The 25605-nt window shown below is 41.6% G+C and carries 21 protein-coding genes; 16 read left to right on the forward strand and 5 right to left on the reverse strand.

The annotated features are described in order from the left end of the window. Window positions 1–44 precede the first annotated feature (44 nt). The 6 genes from msbA to tcdA are packed head-to-tail and all read left to right on the forward strand — an operon-like array spanning window position 45 to window position 5166. Window positions 45–1787, forward strand: a complete 1743-nt coding sequence (gene msbA, locus EXT43_RS02950; protein ID WP_054561577.1) for a lipid A export permease/ATP-binding protein MsbA — start codon at window positions 45–47, stop codon at window positions 1785–1787. Next, window positions 1787–2764 carry a tetraacyldisaccharide 4'-kinase gene (gene lpxK / locus EXT43_RS02955; protein ID WP_130166312.1) on the forward strand — a complete coding sequence of 326 codons (978 nt, stop codon included), beginning with the start codon at window positions 1787–1789 and terminating at the stop codon, window positions 2762–2764. The genes msbA and lpxK overlap by 1 nt, the downstream gene beginning before the upstream one ends. Next, window positions 2754–2951, forward strand: coding sequence for a Trm112 family protein (locus tag EXT43_RS02960; protein ID WP_036968654.1), 198 nt, complete (start codon window positions 2754–2756; stop codon window positions 2949–2951). The genes lpxK and EXT43_RS02960 overlap by 11 nt, the downstream gene beginning before the upstream one ends. Further along, the gene (gene kdsB / locus EXT43_RS02965) at window positions 2939–3694 is read left to right on the forward strand and encodes a 3-deoxy-manno-octulosonate cytidylyltransferase (RefSeq protein ID WP_130166313.1); all 756 of its coding nucleotides are present in this window, start codon (window positions 2939–2941) and stop codon (window positions 3692–3694) included. Before EXT43_RS02960 ends, kdsB begins: the two co-directional genes overlap by 13 nt. 2 nt (window positions 3695–3696) lie before the next feature. After that, entirely contained in the window at window positions 3697–4371 is a 675-nt protein-coding gene (locus tag EXT43_RS02970; RefSeq protein ID WP_063529407.1) for a TIGR01621 family pseudouridine synthase, read from the forward strand. Next, complete coding sequence (gene tcdA / locus EXT43_RS02975) at window positions 4372–5166, forward strand: tRNA cyclic N6-threonylcarbamoyladenosine(37) synthase TcdA (RefSeq protein ID WP_054561573.1); 795 nt, start codon at window positions 4372–4374, stop codon at window positions 5164–5166. 3 nt (window positions 5167–5169) lie between these two features. Here tcdA and EXT43_RS02980 read toward each other — a convergent pair whose 3' ends face one another. The 3 genes from EXT43_RS02980 to EXT43_RS02990 all read right to left on the reverse strand — a co-directional run bounded on the left by EXT43_RS02980 (window position 5170) and on the right by EXT43_RS02990 (window position 8209). Then, window positions 5170–5583 carry a SufE family protein gene (locus EXT43_RS02980; RefSeq protein WP_054551375.1) on the reverse strand — a complete coding sequence of 138 codons (414 nt, stop codon included), beginning with the start codon at window positions 5581–5583 and terminating at the stop codon, window positions 5170–5172. A gap of 13 nt (window positions 5584–5596) precedes the next feature. After that, on the reverse strand, window positions 5597–6811 hold the full coding sequence (locus EXT43_RS02985; RefSeq protein WP_130166314.1) for a SufS family cysteine desulfurase: 1215 nt from the start codon (window positions 6809–6811) through the stop codon (window positions 5597–5599). Between the two features lie 111 nt (window positions 6812–6922). Further along, entirely contained in the window at window positions 6923–8209 is a 1287-nt protein-coding gene (locus tag EXT43_RS02990) for a citrate synthase (RefSeq protein ID WP_054551373.1), read from the reverse strand. A gap of 409 nt (window positions 8210–8618) precedes the next feature. Here EXT43_RS02990 and sdhC point away from each other — a divergent pair, with 409 nt between their 5' ends. The 9 genes from sdhC to argA all read left to right on the forward strand — a co-directional run bounded on the left by sdhC (window position 8619) and on the right by argA (window position 19992). Then, the gene (sdhC, locus tag EXT43_RS02995; RefSeq protein WP_082401567.1) at window positions 8619–8996 is read left to right on the forward strand and encodes a succinate dehydrogenase, cytochrome b556 subunit; all 378 of its coding nucleotides are present in this window, start codon (window positions 8619–8621) and stop codon (window positions 8994–8996) included. Beyond that, window positions 8987–9334 carry a succinate dehydrogenase, hydrophobic membrane anchor protein gene (sdhD, locus tag EXT43_RS03000; RefSeq protein WP_054551371.1) on the forward strand — a complete coding sequence of 116 codons (348 nt, stop codon included), beginning with the start codon at window positions 8987–8989 and terminating at the stop codon, window positions 9332–9334. Before sdhC ends, sdhD begins: the two co-directional genes overlap by 10 nt. Next, window positions 9335–11107 (forward strand): succinate dehydrogenase flavoprotein subunit, encoded by a 1773-nt coding sequence (gene sdhA / locus EXT43_RS03005; protein WP_054561569.1) that lies wholly within the window; start codon window positions 9335–9337, stop codon window positions 11105–11107. Between the two features lie 10 nt (window positions 11108–11117). Then, window positions 11118–11834 carry a succinate dehydrogenase iron-sulfur subunit gene (locus EXT43_RS03010; protein ID WP_054551369.1) on the forward strand — a complete coding sequence of 239 codons (717 nt, stop codon included), beginning with the start codon at window positions 11118–11120 and terminating at the stop codon, window positions 11832–11834. 84 nt (window positions 11835–11918) lie between these two features. Continuing rightward, window positions 11919–14738: a 2-oxoglutarate dehydrogenase E1 component gene (locus EXT43_RS03015; protein WP_063529502.1), complete on the forward strand. Its 2820-nt coding sequence runs from the start codon at window positions 11919–11921 to the stop codon at window positions 14736–14738. A gap of 3 nt (window positions 14739–14741) precedes the next feature. Beyond that, window positions 14742–16241, forward strand: a complete 1500-nt coding sequence (gene odhB, locus EXT43_RS03020; protein WP_130166315.1) for a 2-oxoglutarate dehydrogenase complex dihydrolipoyllysine-residue succinyltransferase — start codon at window positions 14742–14744, stop codon at window positions 16239–16241. Window positions 16242–16418: 177 nt separating this feature from the next. After that, complete coding sequence (sucC, locus tag EXT43_RS03025) at window positions 16419–17585, forward strand: ADP-forming succinate--CoA ligase subunit beta (protein WP_054561566.1); 1167 nt, start codon at window positions 16419–16421, stop codon at window positions 17583–17585. After that, window positions 17585–18457 carry a succinate--CoA ligase subunit alpha gene (sucD, locus tag EXT43_RS03030; protein ID WP_054561565.1) on the forward strand — a complete coding sequence of 291 codons (873 nt, stop codon included), beginning with the start codon at window positions 17585–17587 and terminating at the stop codon, window positions 18455–18457. The genes sucC and sucD overlap by 1 nt, the downstream gene beginning before the upstream one ends. 194 nt (window positions 18458–18651) lie before the next feature. Beyond that, window positions 18652–19992: an amino-acid N-acetyltransferase gene (gene argA, locus EXT43_RS03035; RefSeq protein ID WP_054561564.1), complete on the forward strand. Its 1341-nt coding sequence runs from the start codon at window positions 18652–18654 to the stop codon at window positions 19990–19992. Window positions 19993–20069: 77 nt separating this feature from the next. On the opposite strand, the gene EXT43_RS03040 is transcribed toward argA, so the two are convergent. After that, the gene (locus EXT43_RS03040; protein WP_054561563.1) at window positions 20070–21140 is read right to left on the reverse strand and encodes a DUF3083 family protein; all 1071 of its coding nucleotides are present in this window, start codon (window positions 21138–21140) and stop codon (window positions 20070–20072) included. 228 nt (window positions 21141–21368) lie between these two features. On the opposite strand from EXT43_RS03040, the gene glnS reads away from it, so the two are divergent. Further along, entirely contained in the window at window positions 21369–23036 is a 1668-nt protein-coding gene (gene glnS, locus EXT43_RS03045; RefSeq protein WP_130166316.1) for a glutamine--tRNA ligase, read from the forward strand. Between the two features lie 86 nt (window positions 23037–23122). Here glnS and EXT43_RS03050 read toward each other — a convergent pair whose 3' ends face one another. Next, complete coding sequence (locus EXT43_RS03050) at window positions 23123–25537, reverse strand: TonB-dependent receptor (RefSeq protein WP_130166488.1); 2415 nt, start codon at window positions 25535–25537, stop codon at window positions 23123–23125. Window positions 25538–25605 lie beyond the last annotated feature (68 nt).

Genomic DNA, 25605 nt, shown 5'->3' on the forward strand with positions numbered 1-25605 from the left:
CCCTAAAGGCTACAATAGTCGAAGTCTATGAATAAGAGAGTGTTATGGATCAAACTACATCCCAAATCTATAAGCGATTAATCAGTTATGTGGGTGATTATAAGTTAATCGCGTTTTTCGCCATTGTAGGCATGATTGGCTATTCAGCCATGGATGCATTGTTTATAAATTTAATGAAGCCCTTCATTGATGAAGGTTTAAATGATCGTAACACTGATGTTTTAACTTATGCACCATTTGTTGTAATTGCATTGGTATTAGGTCGTGGCATGTTTAACTATATGTCGTCGTACTGTTTAAGTTATGTAGGCTCTCAAGTTGTAAGAACGTTGCGCCAACAATTATTCGAACATATTTTACATCTGCCGGTGTCTTTTCATGATAAAAATTCAAATGGCGATTTAATCTCTAAAATCACCTTTGATACTGAGCAGGTTCAACAAGCCATTACTAAAGCCCTGTTAATTGTTGTAAGGGAAGGGGCCTTTGTTGTTTTCTTACTATTTAATATGTTTTATACCAGTTGGAAGCTATCACTGATATTTTTAGTCATTATTCCGCTGGTGGCCGTTATCGTTGCCTTTGTATCGAAACGTTTTCGTATGATTTCAAAAAAAATCCAATCTGCTATGGGCCAAGTAACTCGCAGTTCAGAGCAAATGCTATCTGGTCACAAGGTGATTCATGGCTTTGGTGGTCAACAGCAAGAGATATCGCAATTCTCGGCTATTAATAATCATAATCGTCAGCAGCGCATTAAAATGGATGCAACTAAAGCGTTAAGCGTTTCTGTTATCCAAATTTTGGCAGCAAGCGCGATGGCCGTGATTTTATGGGTTGTGTCTATGCCTTCGATGATTGATACCATCAGTTCAGGTGACTTCGTATTACTTATTTCATCAATGATGATGTTATTACGCCCACTGAAGCAACTTTCTAACGTTAATAGTGATTTACAACGTGGTATTTCGGCAGCGCAAAGTATCTTTTTAGTACTAGATGAAGAAGTAGAAAAAGACACTGGCACATACAGCGTTGATAAAGTAACTGGGAAAATTGAAGTGAACAATGTGACCTTTAAATACCCAACGAAGGATGAGCCTGTATTAAAGAATTTATCACTTTCGATTAATGCCGGCGAAAGCATCGCATTGGTTGGCCGTTCTGGCTCAGGTAAATCGACCATCTCAAATTTATTACCGCGTTATTATGAGCTTGAAGGTGACAGTGAAATTTTGCTTGATGGCGTCAACATTGCTGATTACAAACTGACAGACTTACGTAAGCAATTTGCACTGGTATCTCAGCAAGTGGTTTTATTTAACGACACTATTACGAATAACATTTGCTATGGCCTCGACCGCGAATTAACAAACGAGGAGTTAATGGCGGTTGCCAAGCAAGCCCATGTTTGGGAGTTTGTTAAAGATTTACCAGAAGGTTTAGATACCATGGTGGGTGAAAACGGCGTTATGTTGTCAGGCGGTCAGCGCCAGCGAATAGCTATTGCACGTGCAATATTAAAAGATGCCCCTATTTTGATTCTAGATGAGGCGACATCTGCACTTGATACTGAATCTGAAAAACTGATCCAACAAGCACTTGATAGCTTAATGAAAGAAAAAACATCGATTGTGATAGCACACCGTTTATCAACAATAGAAAACAGTGATTGCATTTATGTTATCGATCATGGTCAAGTTATCGAAAAGGGCACACATAGCGAGCTTCTTGAAAAAGACGGTACCTATAGTGCGTTATGTAAGATGCAATTTGGTGAGCAGTAGTGAGTGTTATTGAAAAAAGCTGGTATAAAAAGCCAGGCTTACTCAGTGTTTTACTGTTACCTTTCAGTGTTCTTTTTTGGCTTATCTCAACGCTTCGTGCTTTGTTATATAAGCTTAATATATTAAAAGCATTTAAAGCGCATCTTCCAGTCATTGTTGTTGGTAACATTAGCGTGGGTGGAAACGGCAAAACGCCATTTGTTATTTGGCTTGCTGAGTACTTACAGCAGCAAGGTTTAAAAGTGGCTGTGATCAGCCGTGGCTATGGTGGTCAGTCTGATTCGTATCCTTTGTTAGTGACTGAACAAACGAGTACAGCGCAAGCTGGTGACGAACCAGTACTTATTAAACGCCGCCTAGGTTGTGTTGTAATGGTTGGCCCTGACCGACAAGCGAGTATAAAAAAATTAGAACAACATGATATCGATGTCATTATTTCTGATGATGGCATGCAGCATTATAAAATGGCGCGTGATATCGAATGTTGTATCGTTGATAGTGAACGCCAATTTGGTAACGGTTTATTAATGCCTGCAGGCCCACTTCGTGAAACCAAAGCGCGCTTAAAATCGGTTGATTTAGTCATAGAAAATGGTGGCAACGCTCAAAGCCGCTATGATTTAGCATCAAGCCCATTTCGTACCGTAAGTAATTCAGAACTTGCCAATTCAGTTCAAGGTAAAGGCCATGCGGTCAGTGCTATTGGTAACCCCAAACGCTTTGAAATAAGTCTTGAGCAGCAAGGCATTAACTTACTATCAACTCATCATTTTCGTGATCATTATGCCTACCAAGCAAATGACTTTAGCGATTTTGCAGATGACGCTGTATTTATGACAGAAAAAGATGCAGTTAAATGCTTTAGTTTTGCTAAACCAAATTGGTATTATTTACCTGTTGATGCAAAGCCAACAGCAGCAGTTATCGAAAAACTTAATTTATTATTAAAACAAAAAGGGATCCTCAATGGCCTTTGATACAAAATTACTTGAAATTATCGCTTGCCCAGTGTGTAAAGGTAAATTACGTCTTGATAAAGAAAATCAAGAGCTTATCAGTACTGCTGCGAAACTAGCGTACCCAATCAAAGACGATATCCCGGTGCTTTTAGAAAATGAAGCCCGTGAATTAAGCCAAGAAGAGGTTGATAAGTGGAATTCGTAGTCGTTATCCCAGCTCGCTACGCATCGACGCGTTTACCAGGTAAACCACTTGCTGATATTTGTGGTAAACCAATGATCCAACATGTTTATGAAAAAGCGGTTGCATCAGGTGCATCACAAGTTTATGTAGCGACTGATCATCAAATAGTGTTTGATGCAGTAAAGAAGTTTACTGATAATGTATTGATGACACGAGAAGATCACCAATCAGGCACAGAACGTTTAGCTGAAGTTGTTGAACAGTTAAAACTTGAAAGTGACACTATTGTTGTCAACGTGCAAGGTGATGAGCCTTTATTGGCAAGCGAAAATGTATCTCAAGTTGCCATGCTACTTGCTGATTCTGATGCGCCAATGGCGACTTTGAGCACCAGCATTGATGAGATTGATGATATATTTAATCCAAACTGTGTAAAAGTCATTAACGATGCAGACAACAATGCACTGTATTTTTCGCGTTCGCCAATCCCTTATCACCGTGATGCGATGATGAATGATGACCGAGATAAGCTAAATCTTGCTGATTTTGCACGCCATATTGGTATTTATGCTTATCGTGCTGGCTTTATTAAGGACTACATCGAATTACCAGAATCTCGATTAGAGCTTTTAGAGTCTTTAGAGCAGCTTCGCGTACTTTATCATGGTCACAAAATTAAAATCGCAAAAGCTCTGTGTGCACCGCAAGCAGGCGTAGATACCCCTGAAGACTTAGCGCGCGTTATTGCAGTGCTTGGCAACTAAAAATGCATGATGTAAATAATGTTCATCTTCATGCCAGTGAAGATGACTTCTTTGTTTTTTATAAACCAGCAGGTGTGAGCTTTCATAGTGAACAATGTGCTGGTTTTGTCGTACTTGCTGAAGAGCTTGTTAATGAGAAGCTCTATCCGGTTCATAGGCTAGATAAAGTAACATCAGGTTTAATTATATTAGCCCGTAACAAAGAAGCAGCAGCTGAATTCACTTCGCTATTTTCTGATCATAAAATAAATAAGTTTTATCTAGCCGTAAGTGATGCTAAGCCTAAGAAAAAGCAAGGTTGGATAAAAGGGGATATGCAGAAAAGTCGTCGTGGTGCATTTAAGCTGTTAAAGAGCCAAACGAATCCTGCTATCACACGCTTTTACTCAAAAAGTATTCGACCAGGGCTTCGTGCATACTTGTTAAAGCCATTCTCTGGTAAGACACATCAGCTTAGAGTCGCGATGAAAAGCTTAGGCGCTCCAATTCTAGGTGATAGTACCTATGCTGGAAGTAAAGACGAGCGCACAAACTTGCATGCCTATGCACTACAATTTAGCTATAAAGAGCAGCTTAAAGAGTATCGATGTGATTACACTTTAGGTACTCATCTTAATGAAGTTTTTAACTCAGACGAATTCAAAGAGTGGACAGCTCCTTGGACGTTGGATTGGTAAATGAAAGAAACAACACAAGACATCCGTTTTGGTGGCATTAAACGTTTATATGGCCATCAACAATTTGATTGGTTACAACAAGCACATTTTTGTGTCATTGGTATTGGTGGCGTAGGGAGTTGGGCTGCTGAAGCATTGGCTCGAACGGGTGTCGGGCAACTAACCCTCATTGATTTAGATGATATTTGTGCAACCAATGTTAATCGTCAAATTCATGCTTTAACTGGCACCGTAGGCGAAGCAAAAGTAGAAGCGATGAAAACACGTTGTGAGCTTATAAATCCAGATATCAAAATTAATGTTATTGACGATTTCATTACGCTAGATAACATTCGTGAGCATATTCAAGGTTTTGACTATGTGATTGATTGTATTGATGCGGTCAAAGAAAAAGCTGCGCTTATTGCTCACTGTAAACGCATAAAACTACCGGTTATTACCACCGGAGGCGCAGGCGGGCAAACCGACCCTAGTCAAATCAGTTTTGGTGACGTTGCAAAGACAACCCATGATCCATTGCTTGCAAAAGTACGTTATATTTTGCGAAAACAGTACAACTTTAGTAGCAATCCAAAGCGAAAATTTAACGTCGATTGTGTTTATTCTACAGAGCAGCTTGTATATCCAACCTCTGAAGGTGAGGTTTGCCAAGCAAAACAAGGTGCAGATGGTTCAATGAATATGGACTGTAATAATGGTTTTGGCTCTGCAACCATGGTGACAGGCAGCTTTGGCTTTTTTGTTGCAGCCAAAGCGATTAGAAAATACCTTGATAAAAAACAGCGTAGTTTATAAAACTTATTGTTTTTGTTCAGCCATGGTTTGAATTTTATCAACCATGGCTTTAATACCATTACCACGAGAAGGGCTTAAATGGCTAATTAGACCGAGTCGTTCAAATTCATCATAAGCATTTATTTGCGCCGCTTGCTCCGGTGTTAGACCATTGTATAAGGCTAAAATTAAAGCCAATAGTCCTTTAACGATGCGAGTATCTGAATCGCCCGCTAAAACTAGGCTGTTTTCTGTATGATCAAAGTCGATATACAGCCACACTTTACTTTCACAGCCTTTAACAAGGGCATCATCTACTTTGAGTACTTCAGGCATAACAGGTAATTGCTTACCTAAGAGCATTATTTGGCGATATTTTTGCTGCCAGCCTGCAGCTGTTTCAATGTTTTTACTAACGGCTTCAAACGCTGAATTCATTACTTATCCAAAATTAATCTAATAACTCAATACTACTTTTAACAGCACTGATAAAGGCATCGACATCAGCTTTAGTGTTATATAACGCAAAACTTGCTCGTACAGTACCTGGGATGCCTAAATGACTCATTATAGGTTGCGTACAATGATGGCCACTACGCACGGCAACGCCAAATCCATCAAGTAGGGTGGCTAAATCAAACGGATGTTCATCGCGATAATTAAAACTAATGTTACCGATGTTATCTGTTTGGTTTGAATAGATATTAATACCATCAATAGCTGATAATTGTTTTATCGCATAGTCAAAAACTGTATGCTCATGTTGACGCATTTGCTGAAAATCTAACGATGTTAAATAATTTATTGCCTCACTAAAGGCAATGACACCTGCAATATTGGGTGTTCCTGCTTCAAATTTACCCGGTGCATCACGAAAAGTGCTGTGTGTTAGGCTCACTGTTTCGATCATTTCGCCACCGGTTTGATATACATCCAGCGAATTTAACAGCTCAAATCGGCCATATAGGCCTCCTAAACCTGTTGGCCCGAGCATTTTATGGGCAGAAAATACGTAAAAATCACAGGAAATTTCTTGTAAATTAGGGCGTAAATGCATCGCTGCCTGCGCACCATCAACAACAGAAATAGCATTAATGGCTTTACATGCGCTAATGATTGGCGCTAAATCAGTGATGTTACCAAGGGTATTTGATGCATGGGTAATAGCGACTATTTTAGGCTTTTGTTGCTTGATAAATTCACTACAGTGCACGCTATTAATAGTTAAATCATTTTCTATCGGCAAAATAATGACTTCTGCACCGGTACGCTGAGCTAGCTGTTGCCAAGGGACGATGTTAGCGTGGTGTTCAATAGCAGATAGGGCAATTTTATCGCCAGCATTAAGCCTCGAAGCCAGACCATTTGCGATTAAATTAATCGATTCGGTTGCCCCTTTGGTCCACACTATCTCATTATTTTTTACAGAGAAATAATCTGCAAGTAGCGTTCGTGTATGCTCATATTGGCGTGTCGCGTTTTCACTGAGTGTATGGCGGCCGCGGTGCACATTGGCGTTCTCGTGGCTATAAAAACGGCTAAGAGCATTGATAACTGCCTGTGGCTTTTGCGAGGTCGCTGCTGAGTCTAAATACACCAAAGGCTGCTCATTGACTGTTTCATTCAGTATGGGAAAGTCAGCACGTATTTTTGTGATATCGAACATGAAAGGCCTTAAGCTACAAGAATGCGACGATTTTAATTACTTTGCACAAATAGACAAGTGCAGGGCAACAAAAAAGGCCGCATAGCGGCCTTTTTTAAACGCAAATTCGTATTAACGCTTGTCTGTTGGTACGTAATCGCGTGAAGTTTCACCAGTGTATAACTGACGAGGACGGCTGATCTTGTGACCAGGTTGAGAAAGCATCTCATCCCAGTGAGAGATCCAACCAACAGTACGTGACATTGCAAAGATTACAGTGAACATGCTTGTTGGAATACCGATTGCTTTTAAGATGATACCTGAGTAGAAATCTACGTTAGGGTAAAGTTTCTTCTCAACGAAGTATGGGTCTTCAAGTGCAATTTGCTCAAGCTTCATAGCGATATCAAGAAGTGGATCTTGAATGTTTAGCTCAGCAAGTACTTCGTGACATGTTTGACGCATTACTGTCGCACGTGGGTCGAAGTTTTTGTATACACGGTGACCAAAGCCCATAAGACGGAAAGGATCAGACTTATCTTTTGCTTTAGCAACGTACTCGTCGATACGGTCAACAGAGCCGATTTCTTCTAACATGTTAAGACATGCTTCGTTAGCACCACCGTGCGCAGGGCCCCATAGAGATGCGATACCAGCCGCGATACACGCGTAAGGGTTAGCACCTGAAGAACCAGCTAGACGAACAGTTGACGTTGATGCGTTTTGCTCGTGGTCAGCGTGAAGCATGAAGATTTTGTCCATTGCTTTAGCAAGAACAGGGCTTACTTTGTATTCTTCAGCTGGTACTGAGAACATCATGTGTAAGAAGTTTTCAGCGAAGCTTAAGTCGTTACGTGGGTAAACAAACGGTTGACCTACATTGTATTTGTAAGCCATCGCAGCGATAGTTGGTAATTTAGCAACTAGCTTGATTGCGCTTGTTTTACGTTGTGTTGCGTCAGTGATGTCTAAATCTTCGTGATAGAAAGAAGAAAGAGCACCTACAACACCACACAGCATTGCCATTGGGTGAGCGTCAAAGCGGAAACCTTGGAAGAAGTTTGCGATTTTAGTATCAAGCATTGTGTTGTGCGTGATTTCTTGAGCAAACGCTTCGTATTGTTCTTTAGTCGGTAATTCGCCGTTTAATAGTAAGTAGCAAAGCTCGATGTAGTTTGATTCATCAGCTAATTGCTCGATTGGGTAACCACGGTGTAATAAAACACCTTTGCCGCCATCGATGTAAGTGATTGAAGATTCACAAGAACCGGTCGACATGAAACCTGGGTCGTAAGTGAAGTGACCGTGTGAACCTAACGTACGTACGTCGATTACGTCTTGGCCAGCAGTGCCTTGGTAAATTGGAAGTTCGATTGGATCAAGACCATCAATATGGACCGTGGCTTTCTTATCCGCCATCTATTTATCTCCTATTAAGATAACAACTCTGATTGTTATGTTCTGAATCTGTTTAAGCACATTCTTTTCATTTTAACGTGAAAGAGGGGTATAAAGTCAATTTTTATAAACATTATGCACAAATGGATAATAAATATTCTGCCAGGATTAAATATTATACTATTGGCTAATTCGCAAACGTCTCTTACTAAACAAGAATTGTAAAAAGACCTTTGGCTATATATACTATCCAAGGTTTTATACCGTATTGTCTGTAGGTAAACTTTATTTTTACATTTGAGTTTTGCATAAGTGTGAACTTTTTGTGTATCAACACGGTTTACTTAGATAGTTCCATCGAAATTCATTTTGATGGGTTTTAGAAAAACAAGTAGATGAGCTCCTTAGTGGGCAAGATGGGCAAGTAACTGTGAAAAAGCAAAGACCTGTAAATCTAGATCTAACAACTATATCTATGCCGGCAACGGCTAAAGCATCAATTTTTCACCGCGTCACCGGTGTTGCATTATTTTTTGCTTTAACGTTTGTCATTTGGGCTTGGTCTGAGTCTCTTTCTTCTGCAGAAGGTTTTGAATTCGTCAAGGGTCTGTTCAGCGGATTCATTGCCAAATTCATAGCATGGGGCACCATTTCTGTATTGGCGTATCACTTAATCGGTGGTATCCGTCATATCATTATGGACATGGGTCACTGGGAAGAACTTGAATCAGGTAACTTCAGCGCTAAAGTTGCATTAGCTTTAGGTGTTGTAGCTGCAATTCTAGCAGGAGTGTGGATATGGTTTTAAATCAAGCAACTCTTAAACGTGATGGTGTACAAGATTTCGTATCACTACGTGCAACAGCATTAATAATTAGCGCTTACGCGATTTTTATTATCGGCTATTTTTTATGTACGCCAGAAGTCACTTTCGAAGCCTGGCAAGGCCTATTCTCTAACCTAGCAATGAAAGGGTTTACCTTAATTACCCTGGTTTGCATCATGGTTCACACCCGTATCGGCCTTTGGCAAGTTCTTACTGACTATGTTAAATGCGCTAAATTACGTGCTGTTTTAGGCTTTGTATTAAACCTTATGGCTGTTGCTTACGTAGCAATTGGTCTAATCGTTTTATGGGGTGTTTAAGTGAATTATTCTGTTCGTGAATTTGACGCTGTAGTGATTGGTGCAGGTGGTGCGGGTATGCGCGCAGCACTAGCTATCACTGAATCAGGCAAAACCTGTGCACTTATCTCAAAAGTTTTCCCTACACGTTCTCACACTGTGTCTGCACAGGGTGGTATTACGGTTGCTCTGGGTAACTCGCATGAAGATAACTGGGAATGGCACATGTACGATACTGTTAAAGGTTCCGATTTCATCGGTGACCAAGACGCTATCGAATATATGTGTAAAACAGGCCCAGAAGCTATTACTGAATTAGAAAACATGGGTTTACCATTTTCTCGTTTTGAAAATGGCCGTGTTTACCAACGTCCTTTCGGCGGTCAGTCGAAAAACTTTGGTGGTGAACAGGCTGCACGTACTGCAGCAGCAGCTGACCGTACTGGTCACGCGCTATTACACTGTTTATACCAACAGAACGTTAAAAACAAAACTAACGTATTCTCTGAGTGGTACGCACTAGATTTAGTTAAAAACAGCGACGGTCACGTTGTTGGTTGTACAGCAATCGACATCGAGTCTGGCGAAGTTGTTTACTTCAAATCAAAAGCTGTTGTTTTAGCAACAGGTGGTGCAGGCCGTATCTACGCATCGACAACGAATGCACACATCAATACTGGTGACGGTGTTGGTATGGCTACACGTGCTGGTGTTGCAATGCAAGATATGGAAATGTGGCAGTTCCACCCAACAGGTATCGCCGGTGCCGGTGTACTTGTAACTGAAGGTTGTCGTGGTGAAGGTGGTTACCTTCTAAATAAAGACGGCGAACGCTTCATGGAACGTTACGCACCAAATGCAAAAGACTTAGCGTCTCGTGACGTTGTTGCTCGTTCAATGATGACTGAGATCCGTGAAGGTCGTGGTTGTGATGGTCCTTACGGTCCACACATCAAGCTTAAGCTTGACCACTTAGGTGAAGAAACACTTAACTTACGTCTTCCAGGCGTATGCGACCTTGCGAAAACATTCGCACACGTTGATCCAGCTAAAGAACCAATTCCAGTTATCCCAACATGTCACTACATGATGGGTGGTGTTCCAACTAACGTAAATGGTCAAGCATTACAAATTGATGCAAACGGCCAAGAGAAAGTAGTTGAAGGTTTATTCGCTGTTGGTGAGATTGCATGTGTATCTGTACACGGTGCTAACCGCCTAGGTGGTAACTCACTACTTGACTTAGTTGTATTCGGCCGCGCAGCTGGTAATTTCTTAGGTAAGTACCTTAACGGTGTTGAAGCAGGTAAAGATGCGTCTGATTCAGACCTTGAAGCGTCACTTGCACGCTTTAACCGTTGGGAAAACTCTAAAGCTGGCCAAGGTGAAGACCCAGTACAAATCAAGAAAGACCTTCAAATGTGTATGCAACTTAACTTCTCGGTATTCCGTGAAGGTGATGCAATGGCAACAGGTCTTAAAGAGCTTAAAGAAATTCGTGAACGTCTTCAGTACGCTCGTCTTGACGACAAGTCAACTGAGTTCAACACTGCACGTATCGAATGTCTAGAGCTTGATAACTTGATGGAAACAGCATACTCAACAGCAGTAGCTGCAAACTTCCGTACAGAAAGCCGTGGTGCACACTCTCGTTTTGACTTCCCAGATCGTGATGACGATAACTGGCTATGTCACTCTATCTATAACCCAGTTACAGATGAAATGACAAAACGTGAAGTAAACTACGCGCCGAAACTGCGTGAAGCTTTCCCACCTAAAGCACGTACATACTAGGAGCGAGACGATGGCACAAGTACAATTTTCGGTTTATCGTTACAATCCAGATGTTGATAATGCACCACGTATGCAGGATTTCTCGCTAGAAACGCAAGAAGGCCAAGATATGATGGTATTGGATGCGCTTATGCAATTAAAAGAGCAAGATCCAACATTATCATTCCGTCGTTCATGCCGTGAAGGTGTGTGTGGTTCAGACGGTATCAACATGAATGGTAAAAACGGTTTAGCGTGTATTACTCCTTTATCAACGCTACTTAAAGGTGGCAAAGGTAAAATTGTAATTCGTCCTTTACCAGGTTTACCTGTGGTACGTGACCTTGTTATTGACATGAGTCAGTTCTACACTCAATACGAAAAAGTTAAGCCTTACCTAATCAACGACACGCCTGCGGCGGGTGAGCGTCTTCAGTCAATCGAAGAACGTGATAAGTTAGATGGCTTATATGAGTGTATCTTATGTGCATGTTGTTCAACATCGTGTCCTTCGTTCTGGTGGAATCCAGACAAGTTCATCGGTCCTGCGGGTCTTCTTCATGCGTATCGTTTCTTGGCTGATAGCCGCGATACAGCTACTGAAGAGCGTCTTGCTGACCTTGACGATGCGTTCAGCGTGTTCCGTTGTCACAGTATCATGAACTGTGTTAGCGTGTGTCCAAAAGGTCTTAACCCGACCAAAGCAATTGGACAAATCAAATCAATGCTATTAAACCGCGCTGTTTAAAGCTTGAATATGTAAGGTGGTTAAGTGATTAACCACCTTGTTTTTACAACAATTAATTTCTGCGCTAAAGAAAAGGGCTTATAAATGCACGAAGGTGTGATGAAGGCATGGCTAGAATCTTCTCACTTAAACGGCGGTAACGTTGCTTACGTAGAAGAGCTTTATGAAGCGTACTTAGATGATGCGACTTCTGTGCCAGAAGAATGGCGAGAAGTGTTCGAACAATTACCAAAAGTTGATGGTGTGGATGTTGACGTTAAACATTCAGAAGTTCGTTCACAATTTGCACAGCTTGCTAAAAACAAGCATAGAGAAGTAGTGGTAGCAGAGGGTGGCTCTGGCGATCCTAAACAGGTCAAGGTGCTACAACTTATTAATGCTTTCCGTTTCCGTGGTCACCAAAATGCCAACCTAGATCCATTAGGTATTTGGCAACGCGAACGTGTTCGTGATCTAGAATTAGAGTACCACGATTTATCTGAAGCTGATTTTGACCGTGAATTCAATGTGGGTTCGTTTGCTGTCGGTCGCGAAACCATGCCATTAGGTGAGCTATATCAAGCACTCAAAACGACTTATTGTGGGTCGGTAGGTGCTGAGTATATGCACATCACTTCAACTGAAGAAAAACGTTGGTTACAACAACGTTTAGAATCAGTGCAATCACGTCCAACGTTCTCTAAAGAAGAAAAGCTACGTATCCTTAAAGGATTAACAGCTGCAGATGGCCTTGAAAAATATTTAGGGGCTAAGTTCCCTGGTGCAAAACGTTTCTCACTTGAAGGTGGTGATGCGTTAGTACCAATGCTTAAAGAACTAATTCATCGTGCAGGTGAAAGCGGACAAAAAGAAGCTGTTATTGGTATGGCTCACCGCGGTCGCTTGAACGTACTAGTGAACGTTTTAGGTAAAAACCCATCAGAATTATTCGATGAGTTCGCTGGTAAACACAAAGACACATTAGGCTCAGGTGATGTTAAATATCACATGGGTTATTCATCTGACTTTGCAACTAACGGTGGCAACGTGCACATGGCACTTGCATTTAACCCGTCTCACTTAGAAATCGTTAACCCAGTGGTTATGGGTTCGGTACGTGCTCGTTTAGACCGTCTAGGTGATAAGTCAGGAATTAAAGCATTACCAATTACTATTCACGGTGACTCTGCAATCGCAGGTCAAGGTGTTGTACAAGAAACATTTAACTTATCGCAAACTAATGCATTTAGTTGTGGTGGTAGTATCCGTATCGTTGTAAATAACCAAGTTGGTTTCACAACGTCTAAACAGTCTGATGTACGTTCTACACCATACTGTACTGATATAGCGAAAATGGTTCAGGCACCAATTTTCCACGTTAACTCTGACGATCCTGAAGCGGTTGCATTTGTTACTCAAATTGCACTTGATTTCAGAAACCAGTTTAAACGTGATGTAGTGATTGATTTAGTATGTTATCGCCGTCATGGTCATAACGAAGCGGATGAGCCGAACGCGACTCAACCACTTATGTACCAAAAAATCAAAAAGCATCCAGTACCTCGTCTAATTTACGCAGACCAATTAGTTGCTGAAGGTTCATTCTCAGAAAATGAAGTTAAAGCACTTGCTGATGATTACCGTAACGGTTTAGACAAAGGCAACTGTGTTGTTGAAGAAATTCAACTAGAAACATCGCACTCTTCTGATTGGGCTAAGTTTGTTGGTCACGATTGGGATGTTGAGTACGATGCAACAGTATCGGTTGAGAAGTTAAAAGAGCTTGGCGAAAAAGTAGCAAGCTTCCCAGAAAGCCACAAAGCACAGTCGCGCGTTAAGAAAATCTACGACGACCGTAAGCTAATGGCGACAGGTGAAAAACCACTTGATTGGGGTATGGCTGAAACACTTGCTTATGCAACCCTTGTTGATGCAGGTACAGATATCCGTTTAACTGGTCAAGATTCAGGCCGTGGTACATTCTTCCACCGTCATGCTGTTGTTCATAACCAAAAAGATGCATCAACATACTTGCCGCTGCAAAATATCAGCGAAAAGCAAGGTGCATTTGAAGTCTATGACTCAGTTCTTTCTGAAGAAGCAGTACTTGCATTTGAATATGGTTACGCAACAGCTGAACCTACGTCACTTGTAATGTGGGAAGCACAATTTGGTGACTTCGCTAACGGTGCACAAGTTGTATTTGACCAATTCTTAAGTTCAGGTGAGCAGAAGTGGGGCCGTTTATGTGGTCTTACATGTTTACTTCCACACGGTTATGAAGGTCAAGGTCCTGAGCATAGCTCGGCACGTTTAGAGCGTTTCTTACAGTTGTGTGCTGATCACAACATGCAAGTATGTGTTCCTTCAACACCTGCGCAAGTTTATGCAATGCTTCGTCGTCAATCTGTACGTCCACTTCGTCGTCCATTGATTGTTATGACGCCTAAGTCGCTACTTCGTCACCCGTTGGCAACATCTTCACTTGAAGAGTTATCTGAAGGTGTGTTCCACAATATGATCGATGAAATCGATGATATTGCTGCAGATAAAGTAGAACGCGTTGTATTCTGTAGCGGTAAAGTTTACTACGAGCTACTACAAGAGCGTCGTAAGCAAGAATTAAATAACATTGCTATTGTTCGTGTAGAACAATTATATCCATTCCCACACGCTGAGATGGATACAATCATGCAGCGTTACCAACACGTTAAAGATTTTGTTTGGTGTCAAGAAGAGCCACAAAACCAAGGTGCATGGTATTGTTCTCAACACCACTTTGTTGATGCAATCCCAGCCGGTGCTAAATTAACTTACGCAGGTCGTAAAGCATCAGCATCACCAGCGTGTGGTTACATGTCAGTGCATAATAAAGAACAACAAGCGCTCGTTGCAGATGCGCTTACTATTGAAAAGAAAGGATAAGCAATGAGCACAGAAATTAAAGTTCCTGTACTTCCTGAGTCGGTTGCTGATGCTACTGTTGCAACATGGCACGTAAGTGTTGGCGACAAAGTAAGCCGCGACCAAAACTTAGTAGATATCGAAACAGATAAAGTTGTTTTAGAAGTTGTTGCACCAAATGACGGTGTAATCACTGAAATTTCACAAGAAGAAGGTGCAACGGTACTTGGCGAACAAGTAATTGCATTACTTGGTGATGCAGATGCTGCACCAGCAAGTGACGAATCAGCACCAGCTAAATCAGAAGACGCGCCAGCGGCGCAATCAGCACCAGCATCAGAAGGTAAAGAAGTGGACATTAAAGTACCTGTACTTCCAGAATCAGTCGCAGACGCGACAATTGCTACTTGGCACGTTCAACCAGGTGAAGCGGTAACTCGCGACCAAAACCTTGTTGACATCGAAACTGATAAAGTTGTTCTTGAAGTTGTTGCTCAAGAAGACGGTATCATGGGTGAGCACATTCACGCTGAAGGCGAAACAGTACTTGGTGAGCAAGTAATTGGTACAGTTAAAGCGGGTGCAGCACCGGCAGCAGCAGCTCCTAAAGCTGAAGCAGCACCAGCAAGCGAATCAAATGACAGCTCTGACGTATTAACGCCGTCAGTTCGTCGTTTAATCGCTGAGAAAGGCCTTGATGCATCAAAAATTAAAGGTACTGGCAAAAATGGCCGTGTAACTAAAGAAGATGTTGATACATTCTTAAAAGCACCGGCAGCAGCTCCTAAAGCAGAAGCAGCAGCGCCAGCAGCACCTATGGGTGACCGTACACAAAAACGTGTTCCTATGACTCGTTTACGTAAAACAATCGCTAATCGTCTTCTTGAAGCGAAAAACTCAACTGCAATGTTAACGACTTTCAACGAAGTTAACATGAAGCCAATCATGGACCTTCGTAAGCAGTACCAAGAAGTATTCGAAAAGCGTCACGGTATCCGTTTAGGCTTCATGTCTTTCTACGTGAAAGCAGTTACTGAAGCACTTAAGCGTTTCCCTGAAGTAAATGCGTCTATCGACGGTGATGATATTGTTTATCACAACTACTTCGACATCAGCATCGCGGTTTCTACACCACGTGGTCTTGTTACTCCAGTTCTTAAAGACTGTGACAAGCTATCAGTTGCTGAAATCGAAAAAGGTATCCGTGAGCTAGCGCTTAAAGGTCGTGACGGTAAATTATCAATTGATGACATGACAGGTGGTAACTTCACTATCACTAACGGTGGTGTATTCGGTTCATTACTATCTACACCAATCATCAACTTACCACAGTCTTCAATCTTAGGTATGCACAAAATCCAAGAGCGTCCTATGGCTGTAAATGGTAAAGTTGAAATCTTACCAATGATGTACTTAGCGTTATCTTATGATCACCGCCAAATCGATGGTAAAGAATCAGTAGGTTTCTTAGTAACAATTAAAGAGTTACTTGAAGATCCGACTCGTTTACTACTAGATGTTTAATCTGGTTGTATGAAAACTAAGCTGTGAACCTCGTTCACAGCTTTTTTTTTGCGCCTTTGGTCTAACTGGGGTTTTCATGTGGAGCCTTGGGATTTATACTAAGTGCGCAATTTGGGATAGCTGTTTATTTTGCATAAATATTCAGCTCTTTTAGTATAAAAAATTGGATAAAGCATCATGAATTTGCATGAGTATCAGGCAAAACAACTTTTTGCCGAATATGGTTTACCAGTTTCTCAAGGTTTCGCTTGCGATACACCTGAAGAAGCTGCAGCAGCTGCTGAGAAAATCGGCGGTGATATGTGGGTTGTTAAAACACAGGTTCACGCAGGTGGCCGTGGTAAAGCTGGCGGTGTTAAGCTAGTTAAAACAACTGACGAAGTTAAAGAGTTCGCTGCGAACTGGTTAGGTAAAAACTTAGTTACTTACCAAACAGACGAAAATGGTCAGCCAGTATCAAAAATTCTTGTTGAAAGCTGCACTGACATCGCTAACGAATTATACCTTGGCGCTGTAGTAGATCGTGCTTCTCGTAAAGTTGTTTTCATGGCATCTACTGAAGGTGGTGTTGAAATCGAGCAAGTTGCAGAAGAAACTCCAGAACTAATTCACAAAGCTGAGATCGATCCACTAGTTGGTCCTCAAGCTTACCAAGCTCGTGAGTTAGGCTTCAAACTAGGTTTAAACCCTACTCAAATGAAACAGTTCGTTAAGATCTTCATGGGTCTTGCTAACATGTTCAACGACTTCGATTTCGCTCTATTAGAAATCAACCCTCTAGTAATCACAGACGAAGGTAACCTTCACTGTCTAGACGGTAAAATCGGTGTAGATGGTAACGCGCTTTACCGTCAACCTAAAATCCGTGAAATGCACGATCCTTCACAAGAAGATGCGCGTGAAGCTCACGCTGCAAGCTTCGAGCTTAACTACGTTGCACTAGACGGTAACGTTGGTTGTATGGTTAACGGTGCAGGCCTAGCAATGGGTACTATGGACATCGTAAACCTACACGGTGGCAAGCCAGCTAACTTCCTAGATGTTGGTGGCGGTGCAACTAAAGAGCGTGTATCTGAAGCATTCAAGATCATCTTATCTGACGACAACGTTAAAGCTGTTTTAGTTAACATCTTTGGTGGTATCGTACGTTGTGACATGATCGCAGAAGGTATCATCGGCGCAGTTAAAGAAGTAGGTGTTAACGTTCCTGTAGTAGTACGTTTAGAAGGTACTAACGCTGAACTTGGTCGTGAAGTACTAGCTAGTTCTGACCTTAACATCATCGCTGCTGAATCACTAACAGACGCAGCTGAAAAAGTTGTTGCTGCTGCGGAGGGCAAATAATGTCTGTATTAATCAATAAAGATACAAAAGTTATCTGTCAAGGTTTCACAGGTGGCCAAGGTACTTTCCACTCTGAGCAAGCGCTTGAGTACGGTACACAAATGGTTGGTGGTGTAAGCCCAGGTAAAGGCGGTCAAACGCACCTTGGTCTTCCAGTATTCAACACAGTACGTGACGCTGTTGAAGCAACTGGCGCAACTGCATCAGTTATCTACGTACCAGCACCTTTCTGTAAAGATGCAATCTTAGAAGCTATCGATGCTGGCATCGAGCTAATCGTTTGTATCACTGAAGGTATCCCAACACTAGACATGGTTGACGTTAAAGTTAAGCTTGATGAAACTGGTGTTCGTATGATCGGTCCTAACTGCCCAGGTGTTATCACTCCGGGTGAAACTAAGATCGGTATCATGCCTGGTCACATCCACAAGCCTGGTAAAGTAGGTATCGTATCACGTTCTGGTACTCTTACTTACGAAGCGGTTAAGCAAACTACTGACGCTGGTTTCGGCCAATCAACATGTGTTGGTATCGGTGGTGACCCAATCCCTGGCACTAACTTCATCGACGTTTTAGAAATGTTCGAAAAAGACGAGCAAACTGAAGCTATTGTTATGATCGGTGAAATCGGTGGTACTGCAGAAGAAGAAGCTGCAGAATACATCAAGCACAACGTGACTAAACCAGTTGTTTCTTACATTGCGGGTGTTACTGCACCTCCAGGTAAGCGTATGGGTCACGCTGGTGCAATCATCGCAGGCGGTAAAGGTACTGCTGATGAGAAATTTGCTGCATTAGAAGCTGCTGGCGTAAAAACTGTACGTTCATTAGCTGATATCGGTAATGCACTTAAAGAGAAAACAGGCTGGTAATCAGTTCTAATCTCTTAAAAAAGGCTCGCTTATGCGGGCCTTTTTTGTATCTATCACATCCTTCTACCCGACAAGAAAATTCCAACCACAAATTAAGAATAATAATGCTTTATTTGTGAATATAAATTCTCTACACTTGTGGCTTGTATATCTGTTTTCATTAAAACACTCGACTTTAATAAGGTAAATATTACGTGCGTACCACAGAATTGGTAGATGGATTTCGCCAGTCAACCCCATACGTTAATGCTCACCGCGGTAAAACATTCGTTGTTATGCTTGGCGGAGAGGCGATCGATCAGTCTGGTTGTCGCAGCATCATCAACGATGTCGCGTTATTAACTAGTCTTGGTATTAAGATTGTTTTAGTGTTTGGTGCTCGCCCACAGTTTAACGCAGCGCTTGAACAAGTTGGCATAACTAGTCAGTTTCATAATGAGATACGTGTAACTGATAACGCAACATTTGATGTAATTAAAAAAGTTGCGGGTGCAATGCAGTTCGATATAACCGCGCGTTTATCTACGTCTTTAAGTAGCACCCCAATGTCTGGCTCATTTTTAAATGTGGTGAGTGGTAATTTTGTTATTGCTCAGCCTTTAGGTGTTGATGAAGGTGTTGATTATCATCATTCAGGTAGAGTGAGACGTATCGATGTTGCGGGTATTCGCCACCAGTTAGATAACAACGGAATTGTTCTGCTTGGGCCAATAGCGGCGTCTGTTACAGGTGAAAGCTTTAACTTAACTGCTGAAGAAATTGCTACGCAAGTAGCTCTCAAACTACGCGCCGATAAAATGCTTGGCTTTTGTAAAGAAGCCGGTATTTTGGATGAAAATGGTGAGGCGATTGCAGAGCTAATGCCAAATGAAGCTGAGCAGCTACTAGTAAACTATCGCAAGCAACCTGACTCATGTGTAAGCGCAACCGTATTCTTACAAGCTGCAATTGATGCTTGTCGAGGTGGCGTACATCGTTGCCATCTTGTTAGTTACAAAGAAGATGGCGCCTTATTACAAGAGCTGTTCTCTTTAGATGGTATTGGTACACAAATCGCACCACAAAGCTCTGAGCAATTACGAAGTGCAAGTATTGCTGATATTACCGGAATCATTAACCTTATAAGACCCCTTGAACAGCAAGGTTATTTGGTGCGCCGTTCTCGTGAACAGCTAGAAATCGAAATTGAACAATTTACGGTTATTGAGCGTGATGGTCTTATTATAGCGTGTGCGGCTTTGTATCCGTTTGCAGATGAACAAGTGGGGGAGTTTGCAAGTTTGGCTGTTCACCCTCAGTATCGAGATGCCGATCGCGGCAGTTATCTACTAAGGTTTATTATTAATAAGGCTAAACGTGCGGGTTATTCGCATTTATTTGCACTCACTACACGCAGCATTCACTGGTTTTTAGAGCAAAGTTTTGAAATAGTGACAGTTGATGAGCTACCTGCGAAGAAAAAAGCGCTTTATAACCATGAACGCCGCTCTAAAGTATTGCGTCTAGATTTAACTAAGCTAGGAAATAAGAGGTGACGCATGCGTCACCTCTAATATACCCAAACCACCCCAAGGTGCGAGTTTCTGCATCTTGAGGGGGGTTGGATATACTCTTAATATTGATAGTTAATGTGCTGATAAAAACGCACGCGTAAATCTTGGCGAGTTGGATTAAATGCCAGCTCGTCAGTAACTTCATTTATCGCACTTTGCACTTGATTCATAAACTTACCATAACCAATGTCATGCTTGTCTTTATCGGCTGCGGCAATCACAAAATGTAGTGAATCTACAAGTTGATCTGCATCCCAATACTGTTGTAATTGCACCTGCTCAGAGCTGCAATCAAAGGTTAGCTTTTGCAGTTCGCTGTTACTTTGTGCGTTATCAATATTGCTATTACGAACAATAGGGCGGGTACCGTTAGCGATGAAAGCGCCGAGTGTTAATCCGCGTTTATCACATGCTCTTTTGAATGCATCAAAGATGTATTGATAAAACTGCGTGTAATTCTCTTCATTCAACATATGTTGAAATTGCGTCTTAATGGCGCGAGTAACCGGAATTGAAAACCCAGCGTATGTCATCTCACTGTGTTCATTTGGCAAATGACATTGGCGAGACTGATATCGTGGATATAAGCTACGTAATTTATAGCCATAGCTTTCTTTGTGACCTTTTGCTTTAGCAAATAAATCATAAGTTAGATGTTGGTGGTCACGAATTTTAAGAGGTGGTTGGCCGCTTAGTAGTTTTTCTTGTAGTGAGTTGATCACTCTTTGCACATTATGATGAAAACTAGCCGCATGAGCGCGAATATCTTCACCAGTCGCTAAGAATAATAAACGAATTTTTTTGCATTTTTGCTCACCATCAGCAAATACATTATGTGCTTCATGGTATTGTGGGTTATAGAAAAACAAAATTTGCTTAGCGGTTTCTAAGCTATATGCCTCATCATGGTAACGAACCACTGGCAGTTTATCGTTGGCGATTAGGTGTACATTATGTAATTCATACTCATCACATAGTGCAAATAACTCCCTTGCAAGACGCTTATAAGCACAGCTCACATTGGTGAACTGGGCAAAAAACTCATCAGTAGGTTTAAATTCAACTAACACATACTGGTTTGCACGTGCTGAGCTTGGAATATAGACTCGATGTTGATTGAGCGAAGCCATCTTTTTTCCTTATTGGTAGTGAAACTGACGGCACTATATCGCTAGTCAATGATCATTTTATTGCGTTAGAACAATTTTTTTACCGATTTTGTCGAGTCTGTGAACTATGTATTCAACAATCGACGTAATATCTTCAATAAACATGATGCAACCACTGTATGTTAGGGTTTGTTTTTGTAATAATGCATTAGTTTTGTCACCATGCAATATTCAGAGGATTATGCTCCTATGGCGGAAATTGAGAATCGCCCAAGTAACTTTATTAGAACGCGTATCGACGAAGATCTAGCAAGCGGTAAGCATGCGACTACACACACGCGTTTTCCACCTGAACCAAACGGTTTTTTACACATTGGTCATGCAAAGTCTATTTGTTTAAATTTTGGTATCGCCCAAGATTATCAAGGTCTTTGTAACTTACGTTTTGATGATACGAATCCAGAAAAAGAAGACATCAACTACGTAAACTCGATTAAAGAAGATGTGCAGTGGTTAGGTTTCCAGTGGGATGGTGAAATTAAATATTCATCTAACTATTTCGATGCGTTATACGGCTATGCTGTTGAGCTTATCGAAAAAGGCCTAGCGTATGTGTGTTTCTTATCGCCAGATCAAGCCCGTGAATACCGTGGTACTTTAAAAGAGCCGGGTAAAAATAGCCCATACCGTGATACGCCAGTTGAAGAAAACCTAGCGCTATTTGAAAAAATGCGTAATGGTGAGTTCAAAGAAGGCGAATGTGTACTGCGTGCTAAAATCGATATGGCAAGCTCATTCATGGTATTGCGTGATCCAATTTTATACCGTGTACGTTTTGCTCATCACCACCAAACAGGTGACAAGTGGTGCATTTACCCAATGTACGACTTCACGCACTGTATTTCAGATGCGATAGAAGGTATTACACATTCATTATGTACGCTTGAGTTCCAAGATAACCGTCGCTTATACGATTGGGTATTAGATAACATCAGCCTTGAGTGTCATCCGCAACAAATCGAGTTCTCACGATTAAATCTTGAGTACACCATTATGTCTAAGCGTAAATTAAACGACTTAGTGGTAAATGGTCATGTTGAAGGCTGGGACGACCCACGTATGCCAACGATTGCTGGTTTACGTCGTCGTGGTTATACACCTGCATCAGTACGTGAGTTCTGTTCTCGTATCGGTATCACTAAACAAGAGAACATGGTTGAAATGGGCATGCTAGAAGCCTGTATCCGTGAAGACCTAAATGAACATGCACCTCGTGCAATGGCTGTTCTTGATCCTGTGAAGATTGTTATCGAAAACTATGACGCAGATAAAGTAGAGACGTTATCTGTTGCTAATCACCCGAATAAAGAAGAGATGGGTCGCCGTGACGTACCTTTCACTCGTGAGCTTTATATCGAGCGTGAAGACTTCCGTGAAGAAGCAAACAACAAGTTTAAGCGTTTAGTTCTTGATAAAGAAGTACGTTTACGTGGTGCTTATGTAATTAAAGCTGAGCGCGTTGAAAAAGACGAAAACGGTGAAATTACGACTATCTTCTGCTCTTACGATCCTGAAACTCTGGGTAAAAACCCAAGTGATGGCCGTAAAGTTAAAGGTGTAATTCACTGGGTATCAGCAAGTGAATCTATCACAGCTGAAGTTCGTTTATACGACCGTTTATTTAACGTGCCAAACCCAGCGGCAGCAGAAGACTTTAACGCAACACTAAACCCAGAATCACTTGTGGTTCTTGAAAATGCGAAAGTTGAGCCGTCACTTGCAAATGCACAAGCAGAGCAGGGCTTCCAGTTTGAGCGTACAGGTTACTTCTGTCGTGATAGCAAAGCAGAAACATTAGTATTCAATCAAACTGTGGGTCTTCGTGATTCATGGGCTAAGATTGAACAAAAGGGCTGATAGCTAATCTATTTAGTTTCTATGCTTAATAAAAAACCCTTTCACTTTAAAAGTGAAAGGGTTTTTTTTATAACTATTAAAAGCGATTAGAAATAACCGCGAATACCCAAGCTGAAATTACGACCTGGTAGTGGTGCTTTTTCTTTAATGAATGAGCTGTGTACGAAACCAAGTTCATCAGTTAAGTTGTCAACATTGATGTAAAGCTGTGTATCAACAGGACCTAAGTCAAGTTGGTAGTTAGCTGATGCATCAAATAGGGTATAGCCGTCAGTTTTTGTCTCGTAAGCAGTAATGTCAGACTGCTCAAAATAATGAGTACCTGTTAGGCTAAACTTCCAATCAGACACTGTGTACTGTAATTCAGAACCCAGTTTATTAGCCGGAATACGCGGTAAGTAACCTTCATCATCTTTTAGCTTAGCCGTTGTTGAATCACCAAACACTTTAACTAGCGCACTTGGCGTCACTTGATAATGTACGTCAAATTCAATACCGTATAATTTCGCATCTTTACTTGTGAATTGGTAAACCGCCATTGCATCTTCATCTGCATCAGCTGCTGATTCTAAGCCATGCTCTTCGTCGAAAACTAAACCGGTATTTTGCTGGTAGTAGTAGTTTTCAATGTCGTTATAGAAGAAGTTAACTGTGTAACCAAAGTCACCAATAAAGCGGCGGAAACTTAAATCAAAGTTCGTTGCAGTTTCTTGCTCGATATCTTCTGGCTCAAAATGAATTTCGCCATCTTCAATATGATAACCAAGGCCTAGCTCGTAAGTACCTGTTGAGATATGAATTCCGTTTGAAAGTAATTCAGCACTTAGCGGCGCACGTTCTGAACGAGATACACTCAAAGCAACACTTTGACCTTCTTGATATTGCCAAATTGCACCAGCAGATAAGCTCAGGTTTGTGAAATCTTCACTGTAGTTAATGATTTCAGCTTCTTCTTCGTCATGGTGCTCTTCTTCCTCTTCATGATCGTGATCATGATGGTGCTCAGCCATGCTTACAGCAGAGTCGATTTGGTAATCTTCAAGGCGTGCACCTAGCTCAACGGTCACATCACCAAACTGGCGCTCTTCAAGAACGAATAACGCGTTTGTTTTAGTAACACTTGCTGGCGTAAAGGCTTCTTCACCATCTGCATCATAGTCAGACTCAGTGTAGTGATAACCAGCCATACCGTGCCAAAGGCCTAACTTGTGCTCAACGGTTGCACGTGCTTCGGTTGTTTTGTTTGTAAACACCGTGCCCACTTCACCATCTTCAATTTCAGCGTGTTTGTAGTCTGTGTAGCCAACGCGTAGTGAGATATTTTCAATCCAGTTATCATGAAGTGCATAGCTCATGTAACCTTGCCAGCGGTCTTGCTCTAGCTGTGCAAATACCGATTCTTCGTGCTCTTCTTCACCTTCATGTTCGTCATGATCTTCCTCTTCTTCATGATGATGATGCTCATGAGCAGGAATACCGTAATCTGTTTCGATGCGGCCGAATGACACACCTAGCGTTAGGTGATCGCCTACGTAACTCGTACCAAAGTTAACTGTTTGGCTATCGATAAAGGTGTTTTCTACGCTGTTAGCTGTTTCGTGTTCTTCATGCTCTTCACCTTCATGCTCCTCGTGCTCTTCATGTTCCTCAGGAAGCTCGAAGTTTGGCGTGTCATAATCGTGACCTTTGCGCTTTGTACCATCAAAATGGAAGTTGAAACCATCATTACCGGTTTCAAGTTTTGCAGCATAGGTGTTGGTATTTGATACTGTATCGTGTGTGTATTGTGCAGCACCGGTTAAAGACTCAATGTTATCGGTAGGAATACGGTTATCAACAACGTTCACCACACCACCGATAGCGCCAGAGCCATAAAGTAGGGTAGCAGGGCCGCGAAGTACTTCGATTTGCTCTGCTGCTAGGCTGTCATTTGATGTTGCGTGGTCAGGGCCGATACGAGATGCATCACTGCTATCAAGGCCATTTTGGGTGATCTTCACACGCGGACCATCTAAACCACGAATAATAGGGCTTGATGAAACTGGGCCAAAGTAGCTAGCATTAACGCCCGGTAAACCTTTTAGTGTTTCACCTAATGTCGGTTTTGCTTTGTTTTTTAACTCATCGCCGGCTAAAACATTCACAGGCGAAATCATTTCAAGACTATTTTTATGAAGTGCTGATGCATAAACAACAACAGTTTCAACTGATGTTGGTGTAAGCGTAACCACAACATTTTGGTCTTCGGCATTAATAGCAACACGCTTATCGATGAAATTGTTTTTACTGATGTGAAGCTGACCTTTACTGTCTACATCAATTTTAAACTGACCTTGTTTGTCAGTGACAACGCTTTGTGATTTGCCGTGTACATGTATTTCAGCATTGCTGATAGGTTGTTGGTTTTTATCTAATACTTGACCTGTGATCACAGCAGCCATTGTTGATTGAGAAAACAGCGCAGCGGCAACAGCACTAGAAAGAATTGAAACTTGTTTCATCATTACTACTTCTAAGTTTGTTGTTGATTGTGGTGATATAATATAACACCGCAACTTTTTAACTGCAA

This window comes from Pseudoalteromonas sp. CO109Y (assembly GCF_004208935.1).
GTDB lineage: Bacteria > Pseudomonadota > Gammaproteobacteria > Enterobacterales > Alteromonadaceae > Pseudoalteromonas > Pseudoalteromonas shioyasakiensis.

Bases quoted from the DNA above. Each gene is read 5' to 3' on its own strand.
- msbA (WP_054561577.1), top strand. From the start codon at position 45: ATGGATCAAACTACATCCCAAATCTATAAGCGATTAATCAGTTATGTG.
- EXT43_RS02960 (WP_036968654.1), top strand. From the start codon at position 2,754: ATGGCCTTTGATACAAAATTACTTGAAATTATCGCTTGCCCAGTGTGT.
- EXT43_RS02970 (WP_063529407.1), top strand. From the start codon at position 3,697: ATGCATGATGTAAATAATGTTCATCTTCATGCCAGTGAAGATGACTTC.
- tcdA (WP_054561573.1), top strand. From the start codon at position 4,372: ATGAAAGAAACAACACAAGACATCCGTTTTGGTGGCATTAAACGTTTA.
- EXT43_RS02980 (WP_054551375.1), bottom strand. From the start codon at position 5,583: ATGAATTCAGCGTTTGAAGCCGTTAGTAAAAACATTGAAACAGCTGCA.
- EXT43_RS02985 (WP_130166314.1), bottom strand. From the start codon at position 6,811: ATGTTCGATATCACAAAAATACGTGCTGACTTTCCCATACTGAATGAA.
- EXT43_RS02990 (WP_054551373.1), bottom strand. From the start codon at position 8,209: ATGGCGGATAAGAAAGCCACGGTCCATATTGATGGTCTTGATCCAATC.
- sdhD (WP_054551371.1), top strand. From the start codon at position 8,987: ATGGTTTTAAATCAAGCAACTCTTAAACGTGATGGTGTACAAGATTTC.
- EXT43_RS03010 (WP_054551369.1), top strand. From the start codon at position 11,118: ATGGCACAAGTACAATTTTCGGTTTATCGTTACAATCCAGATGTTGAT.
- EXT43_RS03015 (WP_063529502.1), top strand. From the start codon at position 11,919: ATGCACGAAGGTGTGATGAAGGCATGGCTAGAATCTTCTCACTTAAAC.
- odhB (WP_130166315.1), top strand. From the start codon at position 14,742: ATGAGCACAGAAATTAAAGTTCCTGTACTTCCTGAGTCGGTTGCTGAT.
- sucC (WP_054561566.1), top strand. From the start codon at position 16,419: ATGAATTTGCATGAGTATCAGGCAAAACAACTTTTTGCCGAATATGGT.
- sucD (WP_054561565.1), top strand. From the start codon at position 17,585: ATGTCTGTATTAATCAATAAAGATACAAAAGTTATCTGTCAAGGTTTC.
- EXT43_RS03040 (WP_054561563.1), bottom strand. From the start codon at position 21,140: ATGGCTTCGCTCAATCAACATCGAGTCTATATTCCAAGCTCAGCACGT.
- glnS (WP_130166316.1), top strand. From the start codon at position 21,369: ATGGCGGAAATTGAGAATCGCCCAAGTAACTTTATTAGAACGCGTATC.
- EXT43_RS03050 (WP_130166488.1), bottom strand. From the start codon at position 25,537: ATGAAACAAGTTTCAATTCTTTCTAGTGCTGTTGCCGCTGCGCTGTTT.